We start from the raw sequence: 11,810 nt of genomic DNA on the forward strand, positions 1-11,810 counted from the left end.
ACTCTGTTGTTGTAGTTGCTGCAGTTGTTGAAGCCGTTGTTGTAGTTGCTGCAGTTGTTGAGGCTGTCGTTGTACTTGTTGTAGTTGGAGCTGCAGTCGTTGTTGTAGTTGTTGTCGTAGTTGTTGTTGGTTTATTTGAAGTGTTTACAACTTTGATAACATTAGAACCATTGATTGGTTCAACTTTTGAAGTATAACCATCAGGTGTATTCGTTTCTACTACAGAATAAACGATTGGTTGTCCATCTTTAATACCTGGCAATTTAGAAAACTCAGCTGACCAACCTGAAGCCTTGGTTAATGTCTTAGTCATACCTTCCAATTTTTGACCATTGGCCATCAATTGAACAGTGATGTCTTTACGATCTGCTTCGCTATCGCCAACCCATTCTTTTTCAACAGTTACGGTTTTATCCCCTGTTACCCAGAACTTCAATTCTGTATTGTTCCAGAATGCTGGATCTGTTTGTGGTGTTGTAATTTCATCAGCTTTCAAAGTAGCGTTGTTATCAACACGGATAGTTGTTTTTGGAATCAATGTTTGGTATTCAACGATAATTTCATCGCTATTTGCTGTTTTGAATACATCACTAACATCAGATAAGTTTACAGTGAATCCATTGCCATCTGCATCGAATTTCACATGTTTCCAGAAATCCCAACCTGAAGCAACCACTTGTCCACCTTTTCTAAGTGTGAATGATGGTTTCAAGTAAGTTCCTACAAAGAATTCATTTGCCGCATGGTTAGCAGCTGGAGCAAAAGTGATTTTAGAGTAATCTACAGCTGGAGCTTGAATTTTGTCTGATACAACTGGATTAGTGAGGGCTTGTTTTTTACCATCTCCGTTGATACGGATGAACCATTTTGTAAGATAGTAGTCACTTCCGACTTTCATCCATGCATAGTTTTCAGATGCGTCTAATTTGAATTCCTTAGCTACATAGTCACCAGTAAGGTTGTATTTATTTAAAACAGATTCAAATACACCAGGTCCATCAGGACGAGTAATGATGACTGATTCAGAACCTACTTTTGAAGTAGCTGTTTTGTTACCAGGATTTCCTGGTGTGCTATCCCACACTGCACGGAATTGGAATCCACCCTTAACGTTTTCGTTCATTGACTCGATTGCTTTTTTGAATGTAAAAGTAATCTTTTTGTTGGTCATCGTAATCGTAGCTACTTCAGCACCATTAGCTTGAAGTGATTGCGTTGCGAGTTCAGTGATATTGACACCTTCAGGAGCGTCAATGGTGAAAGTATCCCCATCTTTAACAGATTTACCTGTCAAGTCCCAATCAAAAGAAAATGTAACTTTTTGACCAGATGTATCTGCTTTGAGGTTTGTAATGGTTGGTGTAACAGTTGCTGCTGACACTGGGTTAATAATGGATAAACCGAGGACAGCTACTCCAACCATCGCTAGTAGTACAACTAGCTTTTTGTAGAAAGATTTCATTTTTCCCCTAGTCCTTTCTTTCATAAAATCTTTTTATCAGTTTTAAACGCCCAAAACCGTTGCCCTATATAATTTAAAAATACATACAGTCCCATTCCGATGAAAAGCGCAATATTTCCTTGCCATTTTTCTCCCGCTCCTTGGAAAATAAACATGGCAATAGGTTTTGCAACTCCGTAAGCTATCAAATAACATACGGTTAAGTTGATAGTAAAACGAATAACGGACTTCCTACTAGTTTCTTTTACAGCAAATGTATATTTTTTGTTTAGGAAATAGCTAAGAATTCCTCCACAAATATAGTTCATTGCTGAAGAAAACCAATAGTCTAACTGTAATATATTAAAACAGAAAAACATAATGGCCGTTCCAAACACAGTATTAATAATACCAACGATAATAAATTTTAAGAAAGTTTTATCGAACAGTTTTGCAAACAAATTTTTCAATCCAGCCCCCAAAAATTTACTATCACTTTATTATACAACATTTTTAAAAAAGTGCAACATATCTTAGTATTTTTTAGCTTTTTTTTACTAGATTTATTACTACATGATGTATCACTCAAAGATATAGATGGAAACTTACATTTTTATGAGTGTTCTACCCTAACTCCAACCACATAGACCCTCTTTTCTACCATATAGTCAAATCACCTTGTAATTGTTAAAAAAATGGTGTTTAATAGATTTGTAAGTAAGAGATCTCTATTACAACTCTATAAAGGAGAAATTATGAAAGTCAAACTCGACATTGATCAGCAATACACTGAAGAACAAATGATCATAGAGGCACCAACTTTTTCCTCTAAAGTTCAAAAAGTTCAAGACTTTGTCCAATCCCTGGATCAAAAAGAAACCATCAAAGGAAAATTTCAAGATCAGGTTTATCTCGTTGAGATTCATAAAATTCAACGAATTTACATCGAGAATCGTAAAGTGCTGGCGGAAACAGATAGTCGAACCTATGCTCTCGACATTCGTCTCTACCAAGCAGTTGAAATCTTACCTGCTTCCTTTATCCAAATTTCCCAATCTGAAATTGTCAACATTGACGCTATCAGTCATCTTAAACTAACCTCTAACGGCTTGATTGAAATCTATCTCAAAAACGACAGTTTTACCTACTCATCTCGCCGTTACCTCAAAGCTATTAAGGAGAAATTAGAACTATGAAAAAACAAGTATTTCACGATGCCACAACTGGTATCCTCATCGGCCTCATCCTATCTATTATCTTTTCGTTTATCCACTCACCAAGTAACTACGCACCTCTAAGCCCCAACTCTTTGATCGGTCAATTCATGACCCAACATCAGGTGCATGGATCACTCGTCCTACTTTACTGTCTGCTTATCTGGGCAGCGATTGGAGTCCTCTTTAGTTTTGGCGGTCGTCTCTTTGCTCAAGACTGGAGTCTCCTTCGAGCTACAGTCACTCATTTTTTCCTTATGTTGCTAGGCTTTGTCCCTCTAGCAATCCTAGCCGGTTGGTTCCCTCTCCACTGGACTTTCATCCTTCAGCTCATCCCAGAGTTTGCCATCGTCTACCTCATCATCTGGGTTGTTCTCTACAAGAGAGAATCAAAGAAGGTTGCCCATATCAACCAATTATTGGCTCAGAAAAAATAAGACCTAAAAACCCACTCACAAAACGGAGTGGGTTTTTGACTTATAATTTTTGTTTCAGTTCTAACAAGAGATTCATGGCTTGCATAGGGGTCATATTGTACACATCTACTTGGGCCAATTCTGCTAGGATAGGATTTTCTTCCGCCGAGTCAAATAGGGAAATTTGTTCAGAGACTGCATGTGTTTGTTTCATTGGAGCAGGACTTTCCTGACCTTGACTCTCTAGTTGAGTTAAAATCGCATCCGCTCTTTTTAGCAAGTCTGCTGGCAATCCTGCAATCTTAGCAACGTGAATACCGTACGATTTGTCTGCTGGACCTGGTTCAATCTTATGAAGGAAAGTGACCTGTCCATTTTGCTCAAGCGTAGCCACGTGTACATTTACTAGATGTTCAAGACTAGCTTCCAGACTGGTTAATTCATGGTAGTGAGTCGCAAAGAGGGTCTTGGCTCCAATATGCTCATGAATGTACTCGATGATAGACTGCGCTAAAGCCATCCCATCATAAGTTGCTGTTCCCCGACCAAGTTCATCAAAGAGAATGAGAGAATTCTTGGTCGCATGAGAAATGGCATTATTAGCTTCCATCATCTCTACCATAAAGGTAGACTGGCCTGAAACCAAGTCATCTGCTGCACCGATACGAGTAAAAATCGCATCAAAGATTGGCAAACGAGCACTTTCTGCCGGAACATAGGAACCCATTTGTGCCATGATTGCTGTTATCGCCAACTGGCGCATATAGGTTGACTTCCCGCTCATATTAGGCCCTGTGATCAGCTGGATACTGGTTTCTTCATCCATTTGGATACTATTAGGGATATAGGTTTGAGCTCCCATGACCTTTTCGACGACAGCGTGACGACCTTTTTGAATATCAATTTTAGAGTCTTGACCAAACTCTGGGCAAATCAAATGCTGATTTTCAGCTACAACTGCTAGTCCTTGCAAGACATCAACTGTCGCAATGCCTTGTGCTAAAGCTTGCAGGCGTTGGATATACTTGCCAACCTCCTCACGGATACGCATAAAGATTTCGTACTCTAGGTTTGCTGATTTCTCACGCGCCTCTAACATTTCTCCCTCTATGTGCGCCAACTCTTCTGTTCCAAAACGCTCAGAGTTTTTCAGCGTAGCCTTACGGAAAAAGTGGGCTGGAACATTACCTAGCTGCGAATTGGTCACATGGAAATAGTAGCCATCTTTCTTATTGTAATCAATCTTGAGAGTATGGATGCCAGAGTTTTCTCTTTCCTTTGCCTCAATCTCAGCAATCCAGCCTGTCCCTTCTCTGAGAACACGACGGTATTTATCCAAGGTCTCATCAAAACCAGTTCGAATAATTCCTCCCTCTGTAATCACATGAGGAGCCTCAGGGGCAATAGCAGCACTTATCAGGCTTTCCAACTCAGGAATAGCATCCAGTTGTTCAATCAGATAAGCGAGGGCTGGTTGCTCTATTCCCTCCAAGATTGCGCGAATTCGTGGAACACTTCCTAAGGTAGTCGCTAATTGCAAGAGGTCTTTGGGATTGCTTTTCCCAAAAGAAACACGACTGGCTAGACGCTCAATATCGTATACTCCCTTAAGACTTTCCGTTAGATCGCTTCGCTCAAAGAAATAGTCCAGAAAGACTTGCACAACTTCCTGACGTTCTAAGATACGGTCCTTATCAATCAAGGGGCGTTGAATCCAAGAACGCAAGAGTCTCATACCCATAGCAGTCTTGGTTTCATCTAGTAGCCAGAAAAGACTGCCTTGTTTCTTACCTGAGCGAGCATTTTCAACCAAATCTAGACTGGCCTTGGTTGCATAATCCATCTGCAAGAAATCTTTGATTTCATAACGGATAACAGGTTTTAAGTGATTCAACTCTCTCATCTGCGTCCGATGAACATACTGGAGAAGTTTACCACTGGCAGCTTTTTCAATAGGCGCTAATCCTGAATCTAACAGATGCACATTTTCACCTATCTCTTGTTCATAGGAAAGCACTAGATTCATTTGACGGCTGAGAATCTGTTCCTCTGCTTCGGATAAGTCGTAGCCAACCACTACTTCTCTAGCCTTGAGATTGCGGATTTCACCACAGACTAGAGAAAAATCTGATAGCCCCGTTACATAAAAATCTCCTGTAACCAGATCCATGTAGGCTAAACCATATTGGAAACCACAACAATCAATTGCTACCAAAAAGTTGTTTTGACTATCTGGCTTGCTGCTATCAACAACTGTCCCTGGTGTAATAACCTGGACAACCTCACGTTTGACAACACCAACAGCCTGTTTAGGGTCTTCCATCTGTTCAGCGATGGCAACCTTGTAACCACGTTCCACTAAAGCATCGATATACTGTTGGGCAGAGTGGTAAGGAACACCAGCCATGGGAATAGGATTTTCGGCATTTTTATTGCGACTGGTCAGTGAGATTTCTAGTATCTGAGCAGCATTGACTGCATCTTCATAAAATAACTCATAAAAATCACCCATACGAAAGAGCAAAAAAGCATCTGGATATTGTTTTTTGATATCCACATACTGTTGCATACCCGGTGATAATTTCTCAGTAGTCATTTACCTTCTCCTTGTAAAAACAGTCCTGAGAGAAACTCTCAAGACTTTATCTATCTTCCATTAACTCTAGTAAGCGTTCTTCCATCACTTTAGCAGCATGTTGATCTTTACAGATAAGTAACAAGGTATTAGCCCCTGCAACTGTCCCTAAGATCCATTCATCTTTATTTGAATCTACTACATTGGCTAAAACAGACGCCTCTCCAAGTTTCGTATGGAGCACCAAGGTGAATTCAGCCCTCGCAACGCCCTCTAAGTGACGTGAAAGGAATTCGACCAAATCAATCTTTTCTGTCTCATTTGCTAGCACATAATAGACTACATCATTTTTCTTAACTTTCGTTAAACCAATTTCTCGTAAATCACGGGATAAAGTTGTTTGTGTCACGAAGATACCACAAGCTTCCAATCGATCCTGGATATCCTTTTGAGTGCCTAATTTTTCTTCTGTAATCATTCGCTTAATGAGTTGATGACGTTCTCTTTTTCTCATAAGATCCTCTCGAGTGCATATTTATAACATTTTACATTTTTTTAGTAAGAATATTATATCAAAAAAACCAGATATTTCAAAAAAAATCTCTTCTTTCAAAAAAAATGTAGTAAATTGTGTTAAAATAGTAAAAAAGCCCTAAAGGAGCCCTAAATGAATACAAAAGAATTGATTGCTAGCGAGTTGTCTAGCGTCATTGATAGCCTGGACCAAGAGGCTATTTTAAATTTACTAGAAACACCTAAAAACTCAGATATGGGAGATATCGCCTTCCCTGCCTTCTCATTGGCAAAGGTGGAACGTAAAGCTCCTCAAATGATTGCAACAGAACTTGCTGAAAAGATCAATAGTCAAGCCTTTGAAAAGGTGGTAGCAACCGGACCTTACGTCAACTTCTTCCTTGATAAGGCTGCCATTTCTGGTCAAGTATTACAGGACGTCATCACTGAAAAAAATCACTACGCCGACCAAACGATTGGTAACCAAGAAAATGTCGTTATCGATATGTCTAGTCCTAATATTGCTAAACCATTTTCAATCGGTCACCTTCGTTCAACAGTTATCGGAGACAGCTTGTCACATATCTTCCAAAAAATTGGCTATAAAACTGTCAAGGTCAACCATTTGGGAGACTGGGGTAAACAGTTTGGGATGTTGATTGTTGCCTACAAGAAATGGGGTAACGAAGAAGCTGTCAAAGCTCATCCAATCGATGAACTCCTCAAGCTCTATGTCCGCATCAATGCTGAAGCTGAGAATGATCCAAGTTTGGATGAAGAAGCACGCGAATGGTTCCGCAAACTTGAAAACGGCGATGAGGAAGCTCTCGCTCTTTGGCAATGGTTCCGCGATGAAAGCTTGGTAGAATTTAACCGTCTCTACAATGAGCTTCAAGTTGAATTCGACAGCTACAATGGAGAAGCTTTCTACAACGACAAAATGGATGCAGTTGTAGAGATTCTTGAAAATAAAGGACTTTTGGTTGAGTCAGAAGGGGCCCAAGTTGTGAATCTTGAAAAATATGGAATCGAACATCCAGCTCTTATCAAGAAATCTGACGGCGCGACTCTCTACATCACACGTGACTTGGCTGCAGCCCTCTATCGTAAAAACGAATACCAATTTGCCAAATCAATCTATGTCGTTGGTCAAGAACAATCTGCTCACTTCAAACAACTGAAAGCCGTCTTGCAAGAGATGGGCTACGATTGGAACCAAGACATTGTCCACGTTCCGTTTGGTTTAGTAACAAGGGACGGAAAGAAACTCTCCACTCGTAAAGGAAATGTCATCTTACTAGAGCCAACTGTTGCAGAGGCAATCAGTCGTGCCAAAGCGCAGATCGAAGCTAAAAATCCTGAACTTGAAAACAAAGACCAAGTCGCTCATGCTGTTGGGGTTGGAGCTATTAAATTTTATGACCTTAAAACTGACCGTACAAATGGATATGACTTCGACCTTGAAGCTATGGTATCCTTTGAAGGGGAGACCGGCCCTTATGTTCAATACGCCTACGCTCGTATCCAATCCATCTTGCGTAAAGCTGATTTCAAACCTGAAGCAGGTGCCAACTATAGCTTGAACGACGATGAAAGTTGGGAGATCATCAAGTTAATCCAAGACTTCCCACGTATTATTAAACGTGCAGCTGATAATTACGAGCCTTCAATCATCGCTAAATTTGCGATTAGCTTGGCTCAAGCCTTTAACAAATACTACGCCCACACTCGTATCTTGGATAAAAGCCCAGAACGTGACAGCCGCCTAGCTCTCAGCTATGCAACAGCAGTCGTCCTCAAAGAAGCCCTTCGTCTGCTGGGTGTAGAAGCGCCTGAGAAGATGTGATTCAGTACTAACAATTGGAACTAAAGTGCCTAATTGTTAGACGCTAGCCGCTTTTATGCGGACTAGCTAACTGCTTCACTAGTCATGCCCCCTAAATATAATCGATTTAGGGGCCACGACGTCGTAAATAAGTCGACTTGCCTAAACGACTTACTAATGCATCCAAATAAATAATATCGATTTGTTTGGATGCATGTCGTGATCTATTAAATTAATTTATTACTAAGCAATCTAAGTAACTAACGCCAAATCCTATTCGGACTTTGGCTAAGCGCTTCACTAGTTTTAGGACATAAATATGATCGATTTATGTCCTAAAACGTCGTAATCTTAAAGTTATTGGAACTAAAGTTCCTAATCTCTTGACGGCAATCGCTATCGGGCGACTTGCCTAAACGCTTCACTAGTCTTTCGATAGAAATATTATCGATTTCCACCGAAAGACGTCGTAATCTTTTAAATTACTTGATTGCAAAGCAGTCTAAATAGCTAAGACCACATCCTATACAGTCTGCTTTATAACCCCATCACTCGAAAGGCGCAAAACTTCGCTTTTATCTTACCACTTACTTCTTTATCATTTAGGGAGAATTTTTATGAGCCAGTACGCTTATATTTTAGTTGTTATCAGCCTTCTTTTTCTCTTTCTTATCAATAAATATGAAAAAGAAAAGCTCCAAAGACTGCTTCAAGACCAACTATTAAAAGACCCAGCTTTTCGTGCAACTATCGAAGAGAAAATCCAGACGATAGAAAACATCAATGATATCATTGATTATATCAACAAAAACTACCGTTTAGGAATTCCAATTGCAAAAGAAATCGTTGACGAAATCCGCAACTAACAAAAAGGCTCGAGATGACATTTCTCGAGTCTTTTCATTTATTTCTTCTGACAGCTAAGATTCCCACCAGGATAACAATCCCTAACGATACTATCGTTCCAACTGATCTTCCATTTTCATCAAAAATTTTATCAGACAACAGCATCAGACTAATAGCCAAAAGCAGCAAGGCACTGCATAGCATGATATCCTTGAGACTTGGTTTGCGTTCAAAATACTTTAAAATTTTAAGAAACTTACTCATTTTTATTGTTCTTTTACAAAGCTTCTAATTCATAGAGTTCTGCAATGATCCGAGCAACCTTCTTGATGTCTCCCAGCATTCCGCGCATTTCAAAGTCAGCTAGAACAGGGAAGCCAAAACGTTGGCTGTATTGTTTAGCAGTGAGGCAGTATTGATTGTTGAAGTTTCGGTTCCCAGATCCGACAACACCTAGACATTTACTAGCATTGTCACCATAGGCAATAAAGTCACCTACTGGAGTCGTTAAAATTTCCACATCTCCATTGTCAACACCATTACCACCCTCTAGATAAGTTGGCAAGAAAACCACATAGGGGTTCGTCATCTCAAAGAAATCTTCCCCTTCCTTGACCAAATCCTTTATATGAATCTTTTCTACTTCTATGTTCTTATATTGCTCCAAAAGATAGGTTTTAAGACGAGTCACGAAACTTTCAGTATTGCCACTCAAACTGATATAAACTAAAGATACTTTTTTCATATTGATATTCTCTTTTTCCACTAAAAATAACTACCAAGATTGTATCTTGATAGTTATCCTTTGTCAACCATTAGCGTTGTTCTTAGATTGCTTTCGCTAATTCTTTTTGTTGACGCCACATATTATAAAAGACAAGAGCTAAGAAAACAATATTAATGATAATGAAGACGATGATAACTCCATTGGCACCGATTCCTGCTCCCATACGAATGGTTGGATCTGTAAAAAGAGCGAGCCCCTGCTGTACTCCAAGGAAGTTATAAATAGTTCCAATAATAGCTAGGAAAATATAACCAATATAAATATAGTTTGCTAGTTGAATATTATCACGTACGAGGTAGACTAAAGCTGCAGTCACTAAAACCGCTGATAAAACAATCAAAATAACATTAAAGAGAGAATGGTTATGCTCTGCTATTTTAATGGTGTAAGCAACCATCTGCTTATTATATTCTGCCGATACTCCTTTAATAGTTGGTAAATGATCTATTTTTGGTATTGGAACTAAAACTCCCAATAAGGAATATGCAGAACATAGGGCTGATAAGATTAACAATACCCACAAATAAATTGGTTTCTTTTTCATCCTCACAGCCTCCTAATCATTTATTCTTATCATTATAACATATTTTATATAGAAAATCAAGTTTATAGAATAATAAATAAAGATTGAACTGAAATGTATTGAAATTGAAAAAAACGCTTAAAATCAGCGTTTTTCTTATGTATTGATTCGTATTGAATGCTTACTTCAATTCTATCTACAGTTTCTAAATCTCTAAATATAATAGAGCTAAAACAGTGGTAAAACAGATTTTCAACAAACTTGGTAATATCTTAGAAAATAATTTCTTTATAGTCCAAGTCGGTTTGCTTTAAATTATACTTTTTTCTTAAACATTTGATACGAGTAGGTATTTCTTGTGAGTAATTTTCATCAAAAAATTTCATAGATAAGTCCTATATATAATCATGGTAAAGTAGTAAAAATAGTTGTTATCCTAGTTGATTAAAAAAATCTCTGATTTCCTCATCTTTTATAAAATAATATATAATTTTCCCCTCTCTTCTAGTGTCCAAGATGTTTTGATTGGCTAGTTTACGAAGATGGTGGGAGGCAGATGCCATACTGAGATTTAATAAACAGGCTATATCGCAGACACAGAGTTCTTCGACGGCAAGGAGATAAAAGATGATATTTATCTGTTTATTATCGGTAAACTTTGATAAAATACGAAGTGATTTTTGGACTTTTTCCTTTTCAAGGTAGTTCGTTGCGGTTATAACATTTTGTTGATTTATAACATCCACTTGACAGATACTATCTTTTTTCATAATTTTTTCTCCTAGCCGAACACAGCCCTCAGCATGTCAAAGCTGTTGTTTTCAATCAGGATATACATCCCCAATCCTAAATAGACAACGGCAATAAACCATCTGCTATATTTTTCCAAAGTTTCTCCAACAGAAGGGACTTGTGCCAATTTTTGGGCAGAAAAAACCAAGAGATAAATCATGACTAGAAAAGTAAGTAAAGTCACTATCAAATTCGCTAAATTTAAGGTGGTAAAATATGGGACAAAGACACCAATATTGTCAGCGCCACAACTTGCAAAAGTAATCATAGCGACTAGAAAAATCAAGTTTTTATTGTCTTTTCGCAAACCATCTTTTGCAATAGCTTCTCCATCAGAATCTCCTAAAAGCAAAACTTTGAGGCCTAGGAAAATTGGAATCAAACCGAGTAAACCTAAAATCTCTTTACTAGGAATATAATTTAAGACAAATGCAAAAAGTAAACTTAGCAATATTAGACTAACAGAGCCTAGAAATTGTCCTAAATAGATGTTAATGATGTCTTTTCTGCTTTTTCTTTTGGCAAAAAATAACATTAGGATAATAAGTAAGTCTACGGCTGTCCCAGAATACAGGATTATTGAAGTAACAACATTTTGAACCATAAAGCACCTCATTCAAATATATTTTTGAATGTATTTTAACATTAAACTTTGTAGATGTCAACTTCAATTCCACCAAAATATAGATAAGAAGTTAGTGTACCAAATATTAAAAAGCCCTGCTATCGAAATGATAGCAGGGCTTAATTTCAATATCTAAATGATATTATTTATCTAAAAAGGTAGAGATTGGACTGAAATATAGTGAAATGTATTGAAATTGGAAAAAGAAAAACGCTTGAAATGATATGATACCTCTTAAGTAGACATGGTAAAT

14 protein-coding genes and 1 pseudogene are annotated in these 11,810 nt (G+C 38.1%); 5 read left to right on the forward strand and 10 right to left on the reverse strand.

Going from position 1 to position 11,810, the window contains the following annotated elements; genetic code table 11:
- Together HMPREF3237_RS01145 and HMPREF3237_RS01150 are read right to left on the reverse strand one after the other, a co-directional pair.
- Positions 1-1,462 (reverse strand): Cna B-type domain-containing protein (locus tag HMPREF3237_RS01145; RefSeq protein WP_070888562.1); only part of this gene is annotated, 1,462 nt, incomplete at its 3' end.
- Positions 1,463-1,482: 20 nt separating this feature from the next.
- Complete coding sequence (locus HMPREF3237_RS01150) at positions 1,483-1,911, reverse strand: GtrA family protein (protein ID WP_070888572.1); 429 nt, start codon at positions 1,909-1,911, stop codon at positions 1,483-1,485.
- Between the two features lie 285 nt (positions 1,912-2,196).
- On the opposite strand from HMPREF3237_RS01150, the gene HMPREF3237_RS01155 reads away from it, so the two are divergent.
- A complete protein-coding gene (locus tag HMPREF3237_RS01155; protein ID WP_070888563.1) occupies positions 2,197-2,637 on the forward strand; it encodes a LytTR family DNA-binding domain-containing protein in 441 nt (146 codons plus the stop codon).
- Complete coding sequence (locus HMPREF3237_RS01160) at positions 2,634-3,092, forward strand: DUF3021 domain-containing protein (RefSeq protein ID WP_070888564.1); 459 nt, start codon at positions 2,634-2,636, stop codon at positions 3,090-3,092. The genes HMPREF3237_RS01155 and HMPREF3237_RS01160 overlap by 4 nt, the downstream gene beginning before the upstream one ends.
- A gap of 40 nt (positions 3,093-3,132) precedes the next feature.
- Here HMPREF3237_RS01160 and mutS read toward each other — a convergent pair whose 3' ends face one another.
- Positions 3,133-5,667, reverse strand: a complete 2,535-nt coding sequence (mutS, locus tag HMPREF3237_RS01165) for a DNA mismatch repair protein MutS (protein ID WP_070888565.1) — start codon at positions 5,665-5,667, stop codon at positions 3,133-3,135.
- A 46-nt stretch (positions 5,668-5,713) separates the two neighbouring features.
- Complete coding sequence (gene argR, locus HMPREF3237_RS01170; protein ID WP_006146260.1) at positions 5,714-6,160, reverse strand: arginine repressor; 447 nt, start codon at positions 6,158-6,160, stop codon at positions 5,714-5,716.
- A 153-nt stretch (positions 6,161-6,313) separates the two neighbouring features.
- Here argR and argS point away from each other — a divergent pair, with 153 nt between their 5' ends.
- Together argS and HMPREF3237_RS01180 are read left to right on the forward strand one after the other, a co-directional pair.
- Positions 6,314-8,005, forward strand: a complete 1,692-nt coding sequence (gene argS, locus HMPREF3237_RS01175) for an arginine--tRNA ligase (RefSeq protein ID WP_070888566.1) — start codon at positions 6,314-6,316, stop codon at positions 8,003-8,005.
- Positions 8,006-8,601: 596 nt separating this feature from the next.
- Positions 8,602-8,850 (forward strand): MarR family transcriptional regulator, encoded by a 249-nt coding sequence (locus HMPREF3237_RS01180; protein ID WP_070888567.1) that lies wholly within the window; start codon positions 8,602-8,604, stop codon positions 8,848-8,850.
- A 34-nt stretch (positions 8,851-8,884) separates the two neighbouring features.
- On the opposite strand, the gene HMPREF3237_RS01185 is transcribed toward HMPREF3237_RS01180, so the two are convergent.
- The 6 genes and pseudogenes from HMPREF3237_RS01185 to HMPREF3237_RS01205 all read right to left on the reverse strand — a co-directional run bounded on the left by HMPREF3237_RS01185 (position 8,885) and on the right by HMPREF3237_RS01205 (position 11,536).
- Positions 8,885-9,094 carry a hypothetical protein gene (locus HMPREF3237_RS01185; RefSeq protein ID WP_070888568.1) on the reverse strand — a complete coding sequence of 70 codons (210 nt, stop codon included), beginning with the start codon at positions 9,092-9,094 and terminating at the stop codon, positions 8,885-8,887.
- A gap of 13 nt (positions 9,095-9,107) precedes the next feature.
- Complete coding sequence (gene nrdI / locus HMPREF3237_RS01190) at positions 9,108-9,575, reverse strand: class Ib ribonucleoside-diphosphate reductase assembly flavoprotein NrdI (RefSeq protein WP_070888569.1); 468 nt, start codon at positions 9,573-9,575, stop codon at positions 9,108-9,110.
- Between the two features lie 82 nt (positions 9,576-9,657).
- On the reverse strand, positions 9,658-10,161 hold the full coding sequence (locus tag HMPREF3237_RS01195) for an ABC transporter permease (RefSeq protein WP_070888570.1): 504 nt from the start codon (positions 10,159-10,161) through the stop codon (positions 9,658-9,660).
- A 173-nt stretch (positions 10,162-10,334) separates the two neighbouring features.
- A pseudogene (locus HMPREF3237_RS09140) lies at positions 10,335-10,526 on the reverse strand (XRE family transcriptional regulator); the annotation flags it as partial.
- Positions 10,527-10,571: 45 nt separating this feature from the next.
- Positions 10,572-10,910 (reverse strand): Cd(II)/Zn(II)-sensing metalloregulatory transcriptional regulator CadX, encoded by a 339-nt coding sequence (gene cadX, locus HMPREF3237_RS01200; RefSeq protein WP_003004755.1) that lies wholly within the window; start codon positions 10,908-10,910, stop codon positions 10,572-10,574.
- Positions 10,911-10,921: 11 nt separating this feature from the next.
- Positions 10,922-11,536, reverse strand: coding sequence for a CadD family cadmium resistance transporter (locus HMPREF3237_RS01205; RefSeq protein WP_083327647.1), 615 nt, complete (start codon positions 11,534-11,536; stop codon positions 10,922-10,924).
- A gap of 28 nt (positions 11,537-11,564) precedes the next feature.
- Here HMPREF3237_RS01205 and HMPREF3237_RS09040 point away from each other — a divergent pair, with 28 nt between their 5' ends.
- Positions 11,565-11,693: a FanG protein gene (locus tag HMPREF3237_RS09040; protein ID WP_083327648.1), complete on the forward strand. Its 129-nt coding sequence runs from the start codon at positions 11,565-11,567 to the stop codon at positions 11,691-11,693.
- The last annotated feature ends 117 nt before the right edge of the window (positions 11,694-11,810 follow it).

It is taken from the genome of Streptococcus sp. HMSC34B10, from assembly GCF_001839505.1.
Classification (GTDB): Bacteria; Bacillota; Bacilli; order Lactobacillales; family Streptococcaceae; genus Streptococcus; species Streptococcus peroris.